This is a genomic window from Actinoplanes sp. NPDC051633 (assembly GCF_040681735.1).
Taxonomy (GTDB): Bacteria; Actinomycetota; Actinomycetes; order Mycobacteriales; family Micromonosporaceae; genus Actinoplanes.
The window spans coordinates 1-16,903 of sequence record NZ_JBFAZH010000039.1 but is presented as its reverse complement, the minus strand read 5'-3'; the positions used below and the strand labels follow the sequence as shown (position 1 = coordinate 16,903).

The window sequence follows — 16,903 nt, the reverse complement described above, 5'->3', positions numbered from 1 at the left end:
TGTACTTTAAACCTGCACGCTTATGGCGACGGTGCTGCTCGCCGTGGTGGCCGGGCTGCTCGGTCCGCTGCAGCTGGCCGCGATCGCCGGGGCCGAGCGTGCCGACTGGGACCGCGTCGCGGTGGTGGCGGAGGTGATCGGGTGGACGCCGCTCGGCGCCGCGTACACCCTGGGTGTGGACGTCTCCGACGGCCGGGCCTGGACCGTGCCGATCAAGCTGGTGATCGTGCTGGCCACGGTCGTTGGCCTGCTCTGGTGGTGGTCGGTGACGCTGGAGCGGGCCATGCTCGGCACGGCGCTTCCCGGTGGGAAGCAGAGCCGCTCGACCTCCAACGAGGAAGCGGTCAGCCGGCTGATGGTGCGCGGCCTGCCCCGCAACCGGTTCGGCGCGCTGATGTCGCGGGAGATCCGCTACTGGTGGCGGGAGACGCGACGGCGGGCCAGCCTGCTCACGCTGAGCGTGGTCGGGATCTTCCTGCCGGTGATGCTGGCCGCGAGCGGTGGCGGCAGCGGGATGACGCTGTTCGTCGGGGCGCTGGCGGCGATCAGCCTCGCCAACCAGTTCGGTTTCGAGGGCACCGCGTACGCCGCGAACGTCGTGGCCGGCGTGCCCGGCCGCACCGAGATCCGGTCCCGCGCGGCCGCGTTCTCGATCTTCGTCGTGCCGCTGCTGATCCTCATCGCCGTCGTGCTGTCGGTGACCGAGGGGAGCCCGGCGGATCTGGCGGCCCGGCTCGGCACGATGCTGGCCGCCTACGGCATCGGACTGGCCGTGGTGCTGCCGATCTCGGTCCGCGCCGCTTACGCCCTGCCCGACACCAGCAACCCGTTCGCGATGTCCTCCGGCGCCGGCCTCACCAAGGGCCTGATGGCGTTCGGCGCGCTGGCCACCGCCGTGGTCGCGACCGTCCCGCTGCTGCTGGCCGCCTACTTCGCCGAGGACGTCTGGCGCTGGATCGGGCTCCCGGTCGGCCTGCTCTACGGCGGCGCGGCGTGCGCGATCGGCGCGCGCCTCGCCGGCGACCTGCTGGATCGGCGCATGCCCGAGCTGTTGGCCGCCGTCACACCGAACCGCTGACGCAGAATGTTTCCCGTGAAACCATCCGAGCCGGGCGCCCAGATCCACACCAGCGACCCGTTCGCCACGCCGGAACAGGACCGCTCGCCGATCCGCCGGCTGCGCGGACGGCTCGCGGCTCCGGTCACGCTGTGGACGACGGCCGGGCCGGCCGGGCTGACCGTCAGCTCGATGCTGGTGGCCGACGGGGAACCCGGGCGCGTGCTCGGCCTGGTCGACGAGGAGAGCGACTTCTGGGACGCGGTGCGGCAGACCGGCCGCTTCGCGGTGATCCCGCTGACCGGCGCCGACCAGCAGCTCGCCGATCGGTTCGCCGGCCTGATGCCCGCGCCCGGTGGTCTCTTCGCGGCCGGTGCCTGGTCGGAGACCGACTTCGGCCCGGTCCCGGCCGAGGCCGCCACCTGGGCCGGATGCCGGCTCGACGGGCATCGGCCGGCCGGCTGGGCGCTGCTGCTCGAGGCGGTCGTCGAAACCGTCCACCTGGACCCGCCGGAGCCCCCGCTGGTCCACTATCGAGGGCGTTACCGCAGCCTCGGGTGACGGCCATTCGGCGCAGTCAGGTGGCCGCTCGGCGCACCCGCTGACCAGCAGTCAGTGATCGCGCTCACTCCTTCGTACGGTGCCGGGAAAAGCCCGCCTGCTCCCACGAAGGTGGTGAGACCGTTGACCACAGATGCGCCTGACTCCACCACGTCTGAGAAATACCAGGCCGTCCAGCGTTCCGAGGACTTCGCTCGGTTGCGCAAGACCCTGCGCGGCTTCATCTTTCCGATGACCGTGGCCTTCTTCCTCTGGTACGCGCTCTACGTCCTGCTGTCCGCGTACGCGCGCGGCTTCATGGGCCTGAAGCTGGTCGGCAACATCAATGTCGCCCTGCTGCTCGGCCTGCTGCAGTTCGTCACGACGTTCCTGATCGCCTGGTACTACGCGCGGTTCGCGGCAAAGCGCGTCGACCCGCTCGCCGACAAGATCCAGAACGAGCTGAAGGCCGGGAGGTGACCAAGTAATGCAGTCGCACACGCTCCTCGCGGCCGAGGCGTCGAGCTCGACGTCTCGTACCCTCACGATCACGCTCTTCCTGGTCTTCGTCGCGATCACGCTGGCGATCACGATCTGGGCCAGCCGGCAGACCAAGACGGCGACCGACTTCTACGCCGGCGGCCGGTCGTTCTCCGGTTTCCAGAACGGCATGGCGATCGGCGGCGACTACATGTCGGCGGCGTCGTTCCTCGGCATCGCCGGCCTGATCGCCCTGTACGGCTACGACGGCTTCCTCTACTCCATCGGCTTCCTGGTCGCCTGGCTCGTCGCCCTGCTGCTGGTCGCCGAGTTCCTGCGCAACTCCGGCCGCTACACCATGGCCGACGTGCTGGCCTTCCGGATGCGGCAGCGGCCGGTGCGCACAGCGGCCAGCGTCTCCACCATCGTGGTCTCGATCTTCTACCTGATCGCCCAGATGGTCGGCGCGGGTGCGCTGGTCAGCCTCCTGCTCGGCATCACACCGGACACCACGTTCCTGGGCATGGACGCGAACACCGCCAAGGTCGCCACGATCATCCTGGTCGGCGCCCTGATGATCGTCTACGTGACCGTGGGCGGCATGAAGGGCACCACGTACGTGCAGATCGTCAAGGCGTTCCTGCTGATGTCCGGCGCGCTGATCATGACGCTCCTGGTGCTCGCGCACTACAAGTTCAACCTGTCCGCGCTGCTCGGTGACGCCGCCGCCCAGTCGGGCAAGGGCAGCGCGTTCCTCGAGCCGGGCCTGCGCTACGGCGTCGAGACGGCGGGCGATGCGGCCAAGACCTTCTACAGCAAGATGGACCTGCTCTCGCTGGGCATCGCGCTGGTGCTGGGCACGGCCGGCCTGCCGCACATCCTGACCCGGTTCTACACCGTGCCGACCGCACGCACCGCCCGCAAGAGCGTGCTCTGGGCGATCGGCATCATCGGCACGTTCTACCTGTTCACCCTGGCCCTCGGCTTCGGCGCGGCGGCTCTTGTGGGCAGCAAGGCGATCACCGCGCAGGACAAGGCGGGCAACACCGCGGCGCCGCAGCTGGCGCAGGCGCTCGGCATCGACTACCTCGGCGGCGCCACCGGCGGCGCGGTCATGCTGGCGGTGATCGCCGCGGTCGCCTTCGCCACCATTCTGGCGGTCGTCGCGGGGCTGACCCTGGCGTCGTCGTCCAGCCTCGCGCACGACTTCTACGCGAGCGTGGTCAAGCGCGGCCAGGCCTCCGAGCGGGACGAGGTCCGGGTCGCCCGGATCGCCGCCCTGGTGATCGGCGCGATCGCGATCGCCCTGTCGATCTTCGCGCAGAGCCTGAACGTGGCGTTCCTGGTGGCGCTCGCCTTCGCGGTGGCGGCGTCGGCGAACCTGCCGGCCATCCTCTACAGCCTGTTCTGGAAGAGGTTCAACACCTCCGGCGCGATGTGGTCCATCTACGGCGGCCTGATCGCCGCGGTGGTCCTGGTCTTCTTCTCGCCGGTCGTCTCGGGTTCGGCCACGGCCATGTTCCCGGACAGTGACTGGCACTTCTTCCCGCTGTCGAACCCGGGCATCATCTCGATCCCGATCGGGTTCCTCTGCGGCTGGCTGGGGACGATCCTCTCCAAGGAGCACGACGAGGACAAATACGCCGAGCTGGAGGTCCGGTCGCTGACCGGGTTCGGGGCACACTAAGTAGGTACGAAGTACGCAAGCAGGGTGAGGGACCGGGCGCTGCCCGGTCCCTCTCGCTTACAGTTACCGCCATGGCAGTGACGCAGCGGTACGGCGACGGGCATCGGATCCTGGTCAGCGGCGGCGCCGGCTTCGTTCCCTCACATACCGTCGACGCTCTGCTGGCTCGCGGTTGCGAGGTCGTCGCGATCGACAACTTCATCACCGGCTCCCGCGACAACGTCGCCCACCTCGCCGATGAGCCGCGCTTCACGCTGATCGAGGCCGACCTGGCCGACGGGCTCCCGCCGCTGCCCGGCCGGTTCGACGCGATCCTGCACATGGCGTCGCCGGCCAGCCCGACCGACTTCGCGAAGCTGCCGCTGGAGATCCTCAAGGTCGGCTCGATCGGCACCATGGCGCTGCTCGACCGCGCGGTCGACGACGCGGCCCGCTTCCTGATGGCCTCCACCTCCGAGGCGTACGGCGACCCGCTCGTGCACCCGCAGCCGGAGTCGTACTGGGGCAACGTCAACCCGAACGGCATCCGCAGCGTCTACGACGAGTCGAAGCGGTTCTCCGAGGCCGCGACCATGGCGTATCACCGGTTCCACGGGCTCGACACGGCCATCGTGCGGATCTTCAACACCTACGGTCCGCGGATGCGGCCCGATGACGGCCGTGCCATCCCGGCCTTCATCAACCAGGCGCTGCGCGACCTCCCGCTGACGGTGCACGGCAGCGGCGCGCAGACCCGATCCATCACGTACGTGGACGACCTGGTGCGCGGCATCCTGCTGCTGCTCGACTCGACCGAGACCGGCCCGATCAACTGCGGCACCGAGCACGAGCTCTCGATGCTCGAGCTGGCCGAGCTGATCATCCGGCTGACCGACAGCGAATCCAAGATCGAAATGGTCGAACGCCCGTCCGACGACCCGGAGAAGCGCCGGCCCGACCTGACCCTGGCCCGCGAGAAGCTGGGCTACGAGCCGCGGGTCGGCCCCGAGGAGGGGCTGCGGAAGACGATCGAGTTCTTCGCGAAATGAGTACTTCTCTACAGTAATGAACGAAAGTCGGAGAGTAATTGTCTCCCACCTTCGTGCCAGGCGGTGTCGATGCGGGCGTTGGCTGGTCCCCGGTACGTAACCTGGTCTGCATGTCTGCGCCCACGTCTAACTACGGTCGGTCCTCTTCCGGCCGGGCCTCGGTGCCCGGGTCCGGCGGCCCGCAACGTCCCGCCGGTCGCGCCGGAGTGCCCAGCGATTACCGCCGTGGGCAGACACGCAACGACGACTGGCCGCCGCGTGCCGCCGGGCCGTCGGGCCCGTCGGGCCCGTCCGGTCCGGGCGGACCGCCGCCGCGCGACCCGGGCCGCGGGCCCGGTCAGCCCTACCGCGGGAAGCGCAAGCCGCGCTGGGGCCGGATCGCCCTGGTCGTCGGCGCGGTCCTGGTCGTCGGCGGCCTGATCGCCGGCATCTCGCTCTACGGATACGCCTCGGGTCTCGACAAGGACCTCAAGCGCACCAACGCCTTCGAGGACATCACCAAGGGCCGCCCGGTCAAAGAGGTCGACGGCGCGCTGAACATCCTGATGGTCGGCAGCGACTCGCGGGACCCGGACACCGACGACGGCAAGGCCAGCGAGTGGCGCGCGGACACGCTGATCCTGATGCACATCCCGGCCGACCACAAATCCGCCCAGCTCATCTCGATCCCGCGCGACCTCTGGGTGAGCATCCCGTCGGCGAACGACGCGCCGTGCGACTCGGGCAGCCGCAATAAGATCAACGCCGCGTTCGCCTTCGGCGGCCTGCCCCGCGCGGTGCGCACCGTCGAGTGCATGACCGACGTGCACATCGACCACGTGATGGCGATCGACTTCGGCGGCTTCAAGGAGGTCACCGACGCGCTGGGCGGCGTGGACCTGAAGGTGGACTACTCGATCAAGTCGATCCACAAGCCGTACCGGAAGTTCACCAAGGGCACCATGCACATGGACGGCGCCCAGGCACTGGACTGGATCCGGCAGCGCAAGCAGTTCCCGCGCGGCGACTTCGACCGGATGCGCCACCAGCAGGAGTTCCTGAAGGCGCTGATGGACAAGGCGGCGAGCACCGGCACGCTGACCAACCCGGCGAAGCTCAACAACTTCCTCAAGGCGGTCACCGCGGCCGTCACGGTCGACAACGACTTCTCGCTGACCGACATGGCGGTCCAGTTCCGCAACCTGCGCGGCGAGAACCTCACCTTCATCACCAGCCCCAACAACGGCAGCCAGACCATCGGCGGACAATCGGTGGTGGTCAGTGACAGAGAGAACGCACTGGCTTTGTACAAGGCGGTTTCTGCCGACAAGTTGGGTGAGTGGATGGCGGCGAACAAGGCCAAGCCGTCGACCCCGGCAGGCGGCTGAGGCACCTCGAGGCGGCTGAGCACGCGAGCGGGTCGGTGGCGTACACCGGCCCGTTCGTTCGTTAACTGCTCGTGTCAGGCAGTTGATACGGCGGAGGCATTCCGCTTGATCGATGCTGAACGTAAGGTAACGAAGCTCCGCTCCCGACCGATCTTGGAGTCCGCATGTCCGTTCAGGCCCCACGACGCACCGTGTCGCCGCCTCCGGACCTTCCGCGTGCTCCGCTGCCGCCGGCCAAGCGCAAGGACCCGCTGTGGGCCAAGCTCACGCTGATCTTCGGCGCCGTCCTGATGATGGCCAGCGGCGCCGGCATCGTCGGCAGCAAGGTGCTGATCAACAACGCGACCAGCGCGGTCACCGGGGCGGACCTGATCGGCGGCGCCAAGAAGTCGCAGGCCGAGGGCGGCAACAGCCTCGACGGGCCGATCGACCTGCTGCTTCTCGGCGTCGACGCGCGCAAGCGGTGGGCGGTCGACGACCTGCACGCCGACACGATCATCGTGCTGCACATCCCGGCCAGCCACGATCAGGCGTACCTGGTGTCGATCCCGCGCGACACCGAGATGGTCGTGCCGGCCTTCGCCAAGAGCCGGTACGCGGGTGGGACGGCGAAGGCCACCGAGGCGTTCTTCCACGGCGCGCAGAACGGCGGCGGCTGGACCGGTGGCGCCCAGCTGATGGCGCAGACGCTCAAGAACGCCACCGGGATCAGCTTCGACGGCGCCGCGATCATCGACTTCAACGGGTTCAAAAGCGTGATCGACGCCTTGAAGGGCGTGCGCATGTGCGTCGACCAGCGGGTCAAGTCGCACCACATGGCGTGGGTCGACGGCAAGCCCGAGTGGCTGGCCGAGGCACGCCGGACCGGGCGGATGAAGCCCATCTGGCACGAGGTCGGCTGCAAGAACATGGAGGGCTGGGAGGCGCTGGACTACGCCCGGCAGCGGTACGGGCTGAAGAACGGCGACTACGACCGCCAGCGTCACCAGCAGCAGCTCATCAAGGCGATCGCGAAGAAGGCCGGCAGCAGCGGCGTGCTCACCAACCCGCTGAAGGTGAACGCCCTGATCAAGGCGGCCGGCAAGGCGTTCGTGCTGGACACCGGCGGTGTCCCGGTGGCCGACTTCATGTTCACGCTCAAGGGCGTGGCGACCAACGACATGGTGCTGCTGCGCACCAACAACGGCACCTTCGCCGGCAACGGGAACGGGCGCGAGGCGATCTCGCCGCTGAGCAGGGAGATGTTCGCGGCCGTGCGGCAGGACAAGCTGGCCGACTTCATCTTCGCCAACCCCGCCGTCGTCGCCAAGGAAAAGTAGGCCCTACGCTGGGAAGCGTGTTCGGACCTGACGTGCCCACTGTGACCGTGCCCGACGTGGCGGACGACGCGTACCTGCTCGACGTGCGTGAGGACGACGAGTGGACGGCAGGTCACGCGCCCGGAGCGCATCACCTGCCGATGATGGAGGTGCCGGCCCGGCTGGCCGAGATCCCGACCGACACCGACGTGGTGGTGGTCTGCCGTTCCGGCGGGCGCTCCGGCAACGTGGTGTCCTACCTGACCGGGCGCGGCTGGGACAACGTACGCAACCTCGACGGCGGCATGCAGTCCTGGGCAGCGGCCGGTCGTGCGGTGGTGCGCGACGACGGGCAGTCGCCCCGAGTGTTGTGACCGGCGTGTTGTGACCGGTGTGTTGTGAGCGGTCACCGGCCGCTGGTCTTCGCACACCGAGGTGGCGCGGACGCCCGGCCGGAGCACACGCTGGCCGCGTACCTGCAGGCGCTCGAGGACGGCGTCGACGGGCTGGAGGCGGACGTCCGGATGACCCGTGACGGTCATCTGGTCTGCGTGCACGACCCGAAGCTGCACCGGACCAGCAACGGCCGCGGCCGGGTGAGCGCGAAGACGCTGGACGAGCTGGACGCCCTGGATTACGGATCGTGGCATCCCTCGGCGCCGGAGCCCGACCTCACGAAGCTCCTGACCCTGGACCGGCTGCTGCAAGCGCTGCGTGAGCGCGACCGCCCGGTGCGATTGCTCATCGAGACGAAGCATCCGTCACGCTACGGCGCCGAGGTCGAGCGCAAGCTCGTCCGGCTGCTGCGCGAGCACGGGCTCGTCGAGCCGCGCCCGGACAGCCCCGTGCGGGTGACCGTGATGTCGTTCAGTGCGCTCGCTCTGCGCCGGATGCGGATCCTCGCGCCGCGCGTACCCACAGTTTTTCTCCTGCACGTCCTGCCGCCGCTGGTGAAACGTGGCCGGCTGCCCTTCGCCGCGCACGTCGCCGGGCCTCGGCTCGGCCTGCTGCGGTCGAAGCCGGGCCTGGTGCAGGCCCTGCGCGCGGGCGGCTTCCAGGTGTACGTGTGGACCGTGAACGCCGAGGAGGAGCTGGACTTCGTGCTGAGCCAGAAGGTCGACGGCGTGATCACCGACCGGCCGAAGTTCGTGCTGGACCATGTCCCGAAGGTGTGACCTCCGACACTCAGGTGACAATTCTCGTCATGATCCACCGGATGCGGTCTGCCCAAAACGGCGGAAGCGAGGCAGACTCGCAAGCATGCCCGCGCGACCCGATTACGCGACCCTGACCCGGGGCCAGATCGCGGTGCTCGACCGGATCAACGCCGGCGAGGCAGGGTTGCCGGTGCTGCACCAGATCGTCCGGCTGGCGCAGGAGGTGCTCGGTGGCGTCGGCGCGGGCTTCGCGGAGTACGACGCCGACCACGGCCGGGTGATCGCGGCCAGCGGGGTGTGCGCGAACACCCTCGGTCGCCGGGTCGGGCGCGACGACCCCGGCCGCACCCTGCTCATTCCGCTGAACGCGGTGAACGACGAGTTCGCCCGGCACGCCGAGGGCGGTGGGCCGCGCCGGGTGCTCGGCGCGCGGAGCGAGGCGAACGGCACGGTGGTCGGCTCGCTGCACGTCTACTTCGATCAGGACGACGCCGAGCCCGGCTCGCAACCGAGCCCCGAGGGCAGCCCCGAGCATCAGGCCGTGCTGGAGCTGCTCGCCTCCTATGTGGGCCGGCTCTACGGCTATCGGGCCGGGTTGCCCGTGCACGGCGACAACCGCCGCCAGGAGGACCGCGACCTGTGGGTGGCGGTGACCAGCCATGAGCTTCGTACGCCGGTGACCGTGATCAAGGGATACGCGGACACGCTCACCAACCACTGGTCGTCGATGAGCGAGGAGGGCCGCCAGGAGGCCGTGCGCATCATCGGCGCCCGGGCCTCGGAGCTGGCCCGCCTGGTCGACCGGCTGCTCAACGCGACCAGTGAGGACGGCGAGGTCGGCGCATCCCCGGCCGGCCCGTTCGACCTGGTGGACGCCTTGCGGGCGGCGGTCGAGGAGCTGCCCGCGTCGCTACGCGACCGGGTGACGGCGCAGGATCTGCCGGGCGATCTGCCCAAGACCTTCGGCGACCGCGACTCGCTGGCCACCATCCTCACCGAGCTGGCCACCAACGCGGACAAGCACTCGCCGGCGGGCAGCCCGATCGAGCTGTGGGCGTCCTCCGACGAGGAGACGGTGACCTTCCGGCTCGCCGACCGCGGTGTCGGCATCGATCCGGCGCATGTGGAGAAGGCGTTCGAGCGCTACTGGCAGGGTGACCGCGGCGACCGCGAGCGGCATCCGGGCGCAGGCCTGGGCCTCTATCTGGTGCGGCGGATCGTCGAGCGGCAGCACGGCTGGGTGTCGCTACGCCCGCGTGAGGGTGGCGGCACGGTCGCCGAGGTGCGCCTGCCGCGAGCGTGACCGTCGGCGCCCTGCCTTACTCTGGTTCGCCATGAGCAAGCGTCGGAAGAACAGCGCGCCGAAGCGCGAGAAGATCCGCGACATCTTCGTCGCGAGGCCGTTCGAGGGCCTGGTGGACGAGCCCGAGTGGATCGCGTTGCGCGAGCTGGTGCCGGCCGCTTCCGCGCCGCTCACCCTCAAGCCCGAGATCATCGAGGAGTACGGCGACCGGCCGGTCACCCTGTCGACGGTTCTGCCGATGGCCTGGCCCGCGATGACGCGCCAGGACGGGCGGGTGTTCATCGGCCTGCAGCGGCACGTCCAGTCCGGCGACGTCTCGCGCGACCTGGCGGTGGCGATCCTCAGCGCCCTGCGCACCGAGCCGGGTGACACCGTGCCGGTGCCGTCGCTGCCGGGCGCGGGACCGCGGCTGCAGGACATCCTGGTAGACGGTCCGCTGGACATCACGATGCACGAGGGATTCGAGTACTGGCTGGACGCCGAGCAGGTCGAGGACCCGAACGTGAAGGGGTCGCTGGAGCGGGCCAACGCCTCCATCTACCCGACCGCCCGGCTCTCCGCGGCGCACGCCGCCTACTGGTGCCGGGTGCCGGAGAAGTCGCACGTCCGCTGGGTGCTCAGCGAGCCCGAGGACACCGCCCTGGACGCGCTGGCCCGGCTCTCCGCGAGCGGTGACCTGCTGCTCGGCGAGGGCACCAAGTTCGCCGGCATGTTCCGCGCGCACGGGCTGCTGGTCCCGGTGTGGGACGTGCCGCGCGACCCCGAGGCGGCCGACTGGGAGGCTCCGCTGGCCGACTTCGCCAAGCGGTACGCGGACATCCTGGCCGAGTCGGGCCCGCTGGACGGCGCCGCCCGCCGCGCGAAGCAGGGTCTGGTGGGCAGGCAGCTCACCCTGCGCTGATGGAGCTTCTGGACGAGCACTTCACCGGGACCGATCTGGACCCGGCGATCTGGGTCCCGCACTATCTGCCGCACTGGAGCTCCCGCGAGTCGTCCCGGCCCACCTACCAGGTCCGGGACGGCGAGCTGCGGCTGAGCATCCCGCCGTCGCAGGGGTTGTGGGCGGAGGGGATCCACGAGACACCGCTGCGGGTCTCGTGCATCCAGTCGGCCAACTTCTCCGGGCCGGTCGGCAGCACGGTCGGCGGTCAGCCGTTTCTCGAGAACCAGCGGGTACGCGAGGAGCAGCAGACCCTCTGGGGATACACACCGCTCTACGGGCACATCGAGATCCGGATGCGCGGCGAGGTGTCACCGCGGTCGATGGTGGCGTTCTGGATGTCCGGCATCGAGGACACCGGGCCGGCGCGGTCCGGGGAGATCTGCGTGATGGAGACGTTCGGCACCGCCCCGCGGGACGTCGGCATCGGTCTGCACAAGTTCCGGGATCCCCGGCTCACCGAGGAGTGGTCAGCGATCCCGCTGGAGATCGACATCGCGGAGTTCCACACGTACGCCGTGGATTGGCGCCCCGGATCGCTGGTGTTCACTGTGGACGGCGAGGTGGTGCGGACGATCGATCAGGCCCCCGACTACCCGGTCCAGCTCGAGCTGGGCGTCTTCGACTTCCCGGACAAGTTCCCGGAGATCGAGCACACGCCCGAGCTGGTGGTCAGCCACGTCATCGGCCGCCCTCTCGACTGATCGGGCAGCTCATGCACCGCGGTCCGCCGCGACCCGAGCCCAACTCCGAGCCGCTGATCCGGACCACCTCGATGCCGGCGCGCTCGAGCTGCGCATTGGTCTCGATGTTGCGTTCGTAGGCGACGCAGAGCCGCGGCGCGATGGCGAGGGTGTTGTTGCCGTCGTCCCACTGCTCGCGCTCGGCGGTGACCGGGTCGAGCCCGGTGTCGATCACGCGGAGCCGGTCGATGCCCATCGCCTCGGCGGCGGCCTCCAGGAACGGGCGCGGATCCTGCACCGCGGGCTCCCCCTCGGGACCCGCGGACACCGTCCAGGCCTGCAGCGTGTTGGCGATGTTCGGGTACATCACCACGGCATCCACATCGACCATCGTGCACACCGTGTCCAGGTGCATGGTGGCGCGCTCCTGAGCGATCGGCACGGCCAGGATGGTGTGCGCCAGACCGGCCGTGAAGACCCGGCGGGCCAGCCGCTCGGCGCCGGCCGGGGTGGTGCGCTCACCCACGCCCACGGCCAGCACGCCCGGCGCCAGCATCAGCACGTCACCGCCCTCGACGTGCTCGAGGTCGGGGGAGAACAGCAGCGGGGTCCCGGCGAACCGCGGGTGGTAGCGGTAAATGGCGTGCGTCAGCGTGGTCTCGCGGCCGCGGGCCGGCATCGCGAGGCTGGTGACGGCGACGTGGTCGCGGACCCACACCGAGGAGTCCCGCGTGAAGAGCAGGTTGGGCAGCGGGTCGATGACGAAGTCGTGCCGGTCCATCATCCGGTAGACCAGACCGCCGGGCCCCGGCTTCATCTCCTCGTGCGCCAGGCCGGCCTGCAGGACGTCGGCCAGGCGCTGCGGGTCCTGGTCGGCCAGATACTCCCCCACCCGGTCGCGCAGCGAGTCGCCGAGCCGGCGGTCGTCGAGCACGCTGGCGATCAGCTCGTCGCGGGCCGCCGCCTCGTTCAGGGTCTCGGCCAGCAGCTGTCCGAGATAGAGCACCTCGACGCCGTGGTCTCGCAGAGCGGCCGCGAACGCGTCGTGCTCCTCCTGGGCACGACCCACCCACGGGATGCCGTCGAACAGCAGCGAGTCGTTGTTTCGCGGGGTAAGTCGGGCCAGCTCAGGACCCGGCCGGTGCAACATGACCGTCGATAGGCGGCCGACCTCACTGTCCACGTAGTGCGCCACGACCTGAGCCTACTGTGACTTTTGGCAGAGATCACCTGCACGTAGTGCACGGGAGGTAAGGTCAAGCTAACTTGTCCGGTGTAACCGTACGAGCTCTGGGGGAATCGGGGACGCATGCACCATCCGCCTAAAAAGGCCGCGCGTGAATGCGGCATTCATCCCCCTTCACTCCGCTTTTCTCACGGCCCCACGTCTTCTTTCGTACAGGGTCCGACACTTACGGTAGTGACAAGAGAGCCGAAGACCTTTTGCCGGAGGTCGCAATGACTGTCTTCCCCGCACGTCCCGCACTGCCGATCACCCCTTCCAGAGCACTCGCGCCGGTCGATCGGCGCAGGCCCGACCCCGTTCCCGCACCGCTCGAGCCGCCGCGCACCAGCCCCGTGGAGTGGGCCCGTCGCCGCCGCGCCGAGCGGGACGCCCGGCGTCTCGAGGCCGCCGAGGTACGTGCACAGACCCGTCTGGACCGGCTCGGTCCGTCGTGGCACATCGTCGACTGGCCGCGCGCCGGTCACCAGGAGCTCGACGCGAGCGACGAACGCGCCGGCTTCCTGGCCATCGGGCCGGGTGGCGTCTACGCGGTGACCGTTGCCGATCACGGCCGCGCCCGGGTCCTCATCGCTGGCGACGTGGTGCAGATCAACGGCAAGCGACCCGCCTTCGTGGCCGAGGCCCGCCGCGACGCCAAGCGCGCCGGCCGGGCATTGTCCGCCGCCGTGGGACTCAGCGTCCCGGTCAGCCCGGTCCTGGCGTTCGTCGGTTCCGGCGTGATCAGCGTCCACGGCCTCCCCAAGGACTGCCTGGTGGCGACCCACCGCGAGCTCGACCGGCTGCTCATCGCCGGCGGTGCGCGGATCTCGCCGGCCACGGCCGCGAAACTCTCCGCGGTGGCCGAACACCCGAGCACCTGGGCCAACGCTCCGTACCGCCCCGCCGGCCGGTACCGCTGGTATCCCGACGGACAAACGGCCACTGACAAGCGGGCAACCCGCCGGTAACGTTCTTCCCGAGTACCGTTCGTAGCCGTAGGGCTGCGAGTCGCGAGCCTCCCCACGGGGGCTCGCGGGCGGATGACCAGGGAGGTGCGGGTGGCGCACGTCGAGCTCTCGCTGTCGGGGGCGTTCGTGCCGCAGGCGCGGCCGCCGGCCGAGTCCGAGTTCGTCGGCAACATCGAGCGGTGGGCAACCACCGTGGCGGGGGCCGTCGAGCCCAGCCTGATCATCGATGTGACCACCACGATCCGCGCGCTGTCGCCCTCGTGCGCCGAGATGCTGGGCCTGGGCGCACCGGCCGAGGCGGTCGGGCGGCCGCTGCTCGGCAACGTGCTCCGCCTGATCGACTTCACCGCCGGCGGGGGCGAGCTCGACGAGCCCGAGGTGGAGAAGATCCCGCCGCTGCTGGCCATCCGCAGCGAGCGCCTGGCCCGCGGGTTGATGCGGGTGCAGACCACCGGCCGTGAGGGGCACTTGACGGTCGACGCGATCGCGACGCCGCTGGTGAACGGCGATCAGGTGGTCGCCTCGCTCACTTTCTTCTCGCCCGTGCGCTATTAAGTCTTGAAATAACCCGTACTCTTCGATGCATGCTCGATCTTGACCTGCTGCCGGAGGAATATGCGGTGTGCCGCCTGCCGGCGGGGACAGCGCTGCCGGCCACGCTCCGCAGCGGGCCGGACGACAAGAGCGTCCTCTCGGTGACCTGGGCACCGGACGAGACGTCGATCATCTGCCCCGCCGACCGGGTGCCCGAGGGCGCGACGGCCGAGACACCGTGGCGCTGCCTGCGCGTGGTCGGCCCGCTGGACCTGGCGCTGACCGGGGTGCTCGCCTCACTGGTCGGCCCGCTCGCGGAGGCCAGGGTCAACATCGTCACGTTCTCGACGTACGACACCGACTACCTGCTGGTGCCCACCGTCCGCCTCCGTGAGGCCGTGAACACCCTGGTCAAGGCCGGTCACCGGATCTCCGGCTGACCGACATTCAATCGACCACCTTCACACCCTACGATGAGCGTCGTGTCGCGCCCCTTCGTAGCGGCCCCCGCTCTGGCTGCCCTCGCCGCCCTCGCCGCGCTCCTGGCCGGCTGCGGCGCGCCGCCGGAGCCGCTGCCGACGTCACCACCGCGGCCGGCGGGCAGCGCCGGCGAGCCGTCCTCGTCGATCGGCGTGCCCACACCGCCCGCCGGCACGCCCCCGGCCGGCGGGGTCCCGACCGGCACCGGCTACCCGCTGCCCGGCGCCACTCTGCCCACGACTCGGGTAGTGCCGACCACGCCGACCCCCACGACGACACCGCCCCCGCCGCCCGCGCCCGTGTGCACCGCCGGGCCCAGCAAGCAGCAGATGCTCGATCTGGTCAAGGGCAAGCCGGGCATTCCGACCAAGCCGCTCGAGGTGCGGTTCGGGCCGTACTGCGCCCGGACCTGGCAGTTCGCGATCCTGGGCCTGGTCGGCGAGGACGAGGACACCGACGAGCCGCTGCTGGTGGTCAGCTCGGGCAAACCGTCGAAGCTGACGCTGGTCGAGGCCGGCGCGGACGTGTGCAGCGACCGGGTGACCAGAGACGCCCCGCCGGGCATCAGGGTCCGCGCCTGCGGCTCGTGACATCCTGAGACACATGCCAGGCACGCCACCCACCCACTACGTCTACCTGGGTCCCGAGGGGACCTTCACCGAGCAGGCTCTGCGGACGATTCCGGCGGCCGAGCACGGTCTGCGCACTCCGGCTCGGAGCGTGCCCGAGGCCCTGGAAGCGGTGCGGTCGGGCGCGGCGGACGCGGCACTGGTCCCGCTGGAGAACTCGGTGGGCGGCGCCGTCGGTGTCACCCTCGACGAGCTGGCGACCGGCAGTCCGCTGGTGATCACCCGCGAGGTGGTCCTTCCGGTGGAGTTCCAGCTGGCGGCGCCCCGGCTGACGCCGCTGGGCGAGATCCGCACGGTGGCGGCGCACCCGCAGGCCTCCGCGCAGTGCCGCAACTGGTTGCTGGCCAACGTGCCGGACGCCACGGTGGTGGATGTGCTCTCCAACGCCGCGGCGGCGATCAGCGCGGCCGCGGGCGAGTGCGACGCCGCCATCTGCGCGCCGATCGGCGTACCCCGGAACAATCTCAAGGTTCTCGCCGACAAGATCGCCGACCGGGCGGACGCGGTGACCCGCTTCGGCCTGCTCACCCGGCCGGCTGCGCCCGCGGCGCCCACCGGCGACGACGCGACGTCGCTGGCGGTGTCGATCCGGCACGACCAGGTCGGCGCCCTGCTGGCGGTGCTCACCGAGCTGGCGGTGCGGGGCATCAACCTGAGCCGCATCGAGTCCCGTCCGACGGGCGAGCAGCTCGGCACGTACGTGTTCTTCCTCGACTGCACGGGGCACATCGCCGAGCCGCGGATGGGCGAGGCGCTGCAGGGATTGCGGCGCATCTGCGCCGACGTGCGCTTCCTCGGCAGTTACCCGCGGCACCGCTGGTCGACGGCCGCGGCGCAGGAGCCGCTCCCGTCGACGGCGGGCCTGACGGACGCGGACTTCGCCGACAGCGCGGCCTGGCTGGCGGCCCTGCGCGGCGGCAACCCCGGCTGAGATCGGCCGGGGCGCTTAAGGTGTGTCCATGACGGACGGCCGGGCCGAACCACGGGCACAGACACTGCGTTTTCAGGGGCTGGCCAACGCGATCGTGCGCGGGCTCTCCCGGGTGCCGGGGCTGTCGGGTGTGGTCGGCGAGCGGCTCATCACGCTCTACGTGGTCGGGCGCAAGAGCGGCAAGCGCTACACCGTGCCGGTCGCCTTCACCCGGCACGAAGGGGTGCTGCTGATCGGCTCGCCCTTCGCGTGGGGCCGCAACCTGCGCACCGGCGACACCATCGAGGTGCGCTACAAGGGCAAGCGGCGCACCGCCGAGGTCGACGTGCGCACCGAGGAGGCCGACGTCGCCGCCGACTACGCGATCATCGCCCGCGACAACCACAGCTTCGCCGACTTCAACAAGATCGGCTTCGACGCCGAGGGCAACCCGAGCCCAGAAGACCTGCACCTGGCCTGGGCAGCAGGCGCCCGCTCGTTCAGACTCAAACTGCGCTAGGCACTGACCGGCCGCCCACGCCACCCGACTTGAAGCTCAACCCAAGTCGCATTTCGCCCGGTCGACGACTTGAGGCACAGAAACGACCTTGGCTGCG

General features: G+C 70.2%; 19 protein-coding genes. 18 read left to right on the top strand and 1 reads right to left on the bottom strand.

The features are described from left to right. The first annotated feature begins 22 nt into the window (after positions 1-22). The 12 genes from AB0M20_RS04505 to AB0M20_RS04450 all read left to right on the top strand — a co-directional run bounded on the left by AB0M20_RS04505 (position 23) and on the right by AB0M20_RS04450 (position 11,561). A complete protein-coding gene (locus AB0M20_RS04505) occupies positions 23-1,078 on the top strand; it encodes a hypothetical protein (protein WP_364293629.1) in 1,056 nt (351 codons plus the stop codon). Between the two features lie 6 nt (positions 1,079-1,084). After that, positions 1,085-1,618, top strand: coding sequence for a flavin reductase family protein (locus AB0M20_RS04500; protein WP_364293626.1), 534 nt, complete (start codon positions 1,085-1,087; stop codon positions 1,616-1,618). Positions 1,619-1,741: 123 nt separating this feature from the next. Beyond that, on the top strand, positions 1,742-2,077 hold the full coding sequence (locus AB0M20_RS04495; RefSeq protein ID WP_364293623.1) for a DUF485 domain-containing protein: 336 nt from the start codon (positions 1,742-1,744) through the stop codon (positions 2,075-2,077). 7 nt (positions 2,078-2,084) lie between these two features. Then, positions 2,085-3,764, top strand: coding sequence for a cation acetate symporter (locus AB0M20_RS04490; RefSeq protein ID WP_364293620.1), 1,680 nt, complete (start codon positions 2,085-2,087; stop codon positions 3,762-3,764). Positions 3,765-3,835: 71 nt separating this feature from the next. After that, a complete protein-coding gene (locus tag AB0M20_RS04485) occupies positions 3,836-4,792 on the top strand; it encodes a GDP-mannose 4,6-dehydratase (protein ID WP_364293617.1) in 957 nt (318 codons plus the stop codon). 110 nt (positions 4,793-4,902) lie between these two features. Beyond that, on the top strand, positions 4,903-6,159 hold the full coding sequence (locus AB0M20_RS04480) for an LCP family protein (RefSeq protein WP_364293614.1): 1,257 nt from the start codon (positions 4,903-4,905) through the stop codon (positions 6,157-6,159). Positions 6,160-6,323: 164 nt separating this feature from the next. Then, on the top strand, positions 6,324-7,478 hold the full coding sequence (locus tag AB0M20_RS04475; RefSeq protein ID WP_364293611.1) for an LCP family protein: 1,155 nt from the start codon (positions 6,324-6,326) through the stop codon (positions 7,476-7,478). A gap of 17 nt (positions 7,479-7,495) precedes the next feature. After that, positions 7,496-7,831 (top strand): rhodanese-like domain-containing protein, encoded by a 336-nt coding sequence (locus tag AB0M20_RS04470; RefSeq protein ID WP_364293608.1) that lies wholly within the window; start codon positions 7,496-7,498, stop codon positions 7,829-7,831. 24 nt (positions 7,832-7,855) lie between these two features. After that, the gene (locus AB0M20_RS04465; RefSeq protein ID WP_364293605.1) at positions 7,856-8,632 is read left to right on the top strand and encodes a glycerophosphodiester phosphodiesterase family protein; all 777 of its coding nucleotides are present in this window, start codon (positions 7,856-7,858) and stop codon (positions 8,630-8,632) included. 85 nt (positions 8,633-8,717) lie between these two features. Further along, positions 8,718-9,917 carry a HAMP domain-containing sensor histidine kinase gene (locus AB0M20_RS04460; RefSeq protein ID WP_364293602.1) on the top strand — a complete coding sequence of 400 codons (1,200 nt, stop codon included), beginning with the start codon at positions 8,718-8,720 and terminating at the stop codon, positions 9,915-9,917. Positions 9,918-9,948: 31 nt separating this feature from the next. Next, positions 9,949-10,818 (top strand): DUF5926 family protein, encoded by an 870-nt coding sequence (locus AB0M20_RS04455; RefSeq protein WP_364293599.1) that lies wholly within the window; start codon positions 9,949-9,951, stop codon positions 10,816-10,818. Beyond that, the gene (locus AB0M20_RS04450) at positions 10,818-11,561 is read left to right on the top strand and encodes a glycoside hydrolase family 16 protein (protein WP_364293596.1); all 744 of its coding nucleotides are present in this window, start codon (positions 10,818-10,820) and stop codon (positions 11,559-11,561) included. Before AB0M20_RS04455 ends, AB0M20_RS04450 begins: the two co-directional genes overlap by 1 nt. Here AB0M20_RS04450 and AB0M20_RS04445 read toward each other — a convergent pair. Continuing rightward, positions 11,539-12,735: an arginine deiminase gene (locus tag AB0M20_RS04445; RefSeq protein ID WP_364293593.1), complete on the bottom strand. Its 1,197-nt coding sequence runs from the start codon at positions 12,733-12,735 to the stop codon at positions 11,539-11,541. The two genes, AB0M20_RS04450 and AB0M20_RS04445, sit on opposite strands and share 23 nt — an antisense overlap. A gap of 263 nt (positions 12,736-12,998) precedes the next feature. Between AB0M20_RS04445 and AB0M20_RS04440 the strand changes: the two genes are divergently transcribed. From AB0M20_RS04440 to AB0M20_RS04415, 6 genes are all read left to right on the top strand, one after another. Beyond that, complete coding sequence (locus AB0M20_RS04440) at positions 12,999-13,733, top strand: hypothetical protein (RefSeq protein ID WP_364293590.1); 735 nt, start codon at positions 12,999-13,001, stop codon at positions 13,731-13,733. A 90-nt stretch (positions 13,734-13,823) separates the two neighbouring features. After that, positions 13,824-14,288 (top strand): PAS domain-containing protein, encoded by a 465-nt coding sequence (locus tag AB0M20_RS04435; protein WP_364293587.1) that lies wholly within the window; start codon positions 13,824-13,826, stop codon positions 14,286-14,288. Between the two features lie 29 nt (positions 14,289-14,317). Then, the gene (locus AB0M20_RS04430) at positions 14,318-14,707 is read left to right on the top strand and encodes an ACT domain-containing protein (RefSeq protein ID WP_364293584.1); all 390 of its coding nucleotides are present in this window, start codon (positions 14,318-14,320) and stop codon (positions 14,705-14,707) included. A gap of 42 nt (positions 14,708-14,749) precedes the next feature. Next, positions 14,750-15,337, top strand: a complete 588-nt coding sequence (locus tag AB0M20_RS04425) for a hypothetical protein (protein ID WP_364293581.1) — start codon at positions 14,750-14,752, stop codon at positions 15,335-15,337. Positions 15,338-15,350: 13 nt separating this feature from the next. Continuing rightward, positions 15,351-16,307 (top strand): prephenate dehydratase, encoded by a 957-nt coding sequence (gene pheA / locus AB0M20_RS04420; protein WP_364293578.1) that lies wholly within the window; start codon positions 15,351-15,353, stop codon positions 16,305-16,307. A 28-nt stretch (positions 16,308-16,335) separates the two neighbouring features. Beyond that, entirely contained in the window at positions 16,336-16,806 is a 471-nt protein-coding gene (locus tag AB0M20_RS04415) for a hypothetical protein (RefSeq protein WP_364293575.1), read from the top strand. The last annotated feature ends 97 nt before the right edge of the window (positions 16,807-16,903 follow it).

Bases quoted from the DNA above. Each gene is read 5' to 3' on its own strand.
- AB0M20_RS04415 (WP_364293575.1), top strand. From the start codon at position 16,336: ATGACGGACGGCCGGGCCGAACCACGGGCACAGACACTGCGTTTTCAG.
- AB0M20_RS04500 (WP_364293626.1), top strand. From the start codon at position 1,085: ATGTTTCCCGTGAAACCATCCGAGCCGGGCGCCCAGATCCACACCAGC.
- AB0M20_RS04490 (WP_364293620.1), top strand. From the start codon at position 2,085: ATGCAGTCGCACACGCTCCTCGCGGCCGAGGCGTCGAGCTCGACGTCT.
- pheA (WP_364293578.1), top strand. From the start codon at position 15,351: ATGCCAGGCACGCCACCCACCCACTACGTCTACCTGGGTCCCGAGGGG.
- AB0M20_RS04430 (WP_364293584.1), top strand. From the start codon at position 14,318: ATGCTCGATCTTGACCTGCTGCCGGAGGAATATGCGGTGTGCCGCCTG.
- AB0M20_RS04455 (WP_364293599.1), top strand. From the start codon at position 9,949: ATGAGCAAGCGTCGGAAGAACAGCGCGCCGAAGCGCGAGAAGATCCGC.
- AB0M20_RS04485 (WP_364293617.1), top strand. From the start codon at position 3,836: ATGGCAGTGACGCAGCGGTACGGCGACGGGCATCGGATCCTGGTCAGC.
- AB0M20_RS04460 (WP_364293602.1), top strand. From the start codon at position 8,718: ATGCCCGCGCGACCCGATTACGCGACCCTGACCCGGGGCCAGATCGCG.
- AB0M20_RS04475 (WP_364293611.1), top strand. From the start codon at position 6,324: ATGTCCGTTCAGGCCCCACGACGCACCGTGTCGCCGCCTCCGGACCTT.
- AB0M20_RS04480 (WP_364293614.1), top strand. From the start codon at position 4,903: ATGTCTGCGCCCACGTCTAACTACGGTCGGTCCTCTTCCGGCCGGGCC.
- AB0M20_RS04450 (WP_364293596.1), top strand. From the start codon at position 10,818: ATGGAGCTTCTGGACGAGCACTTCACCGGGACCGATCTGGACCCGGCG.
- AB0M20_RS04505 (WP_364293629.1), top strand. From the start codon at position 23: ATGGCGACGGTGCTGCTCGCCGTGGTGGCCGGGCTGCTCGGTCCGCTG.
- AB0M20_RS04440 (WP_364293590.1), top strand. From the start codon at position 12,999: ATGACTGTCTTCCCCGCACGTCCCGCACTGCCGATCACCCCTTCCAGA.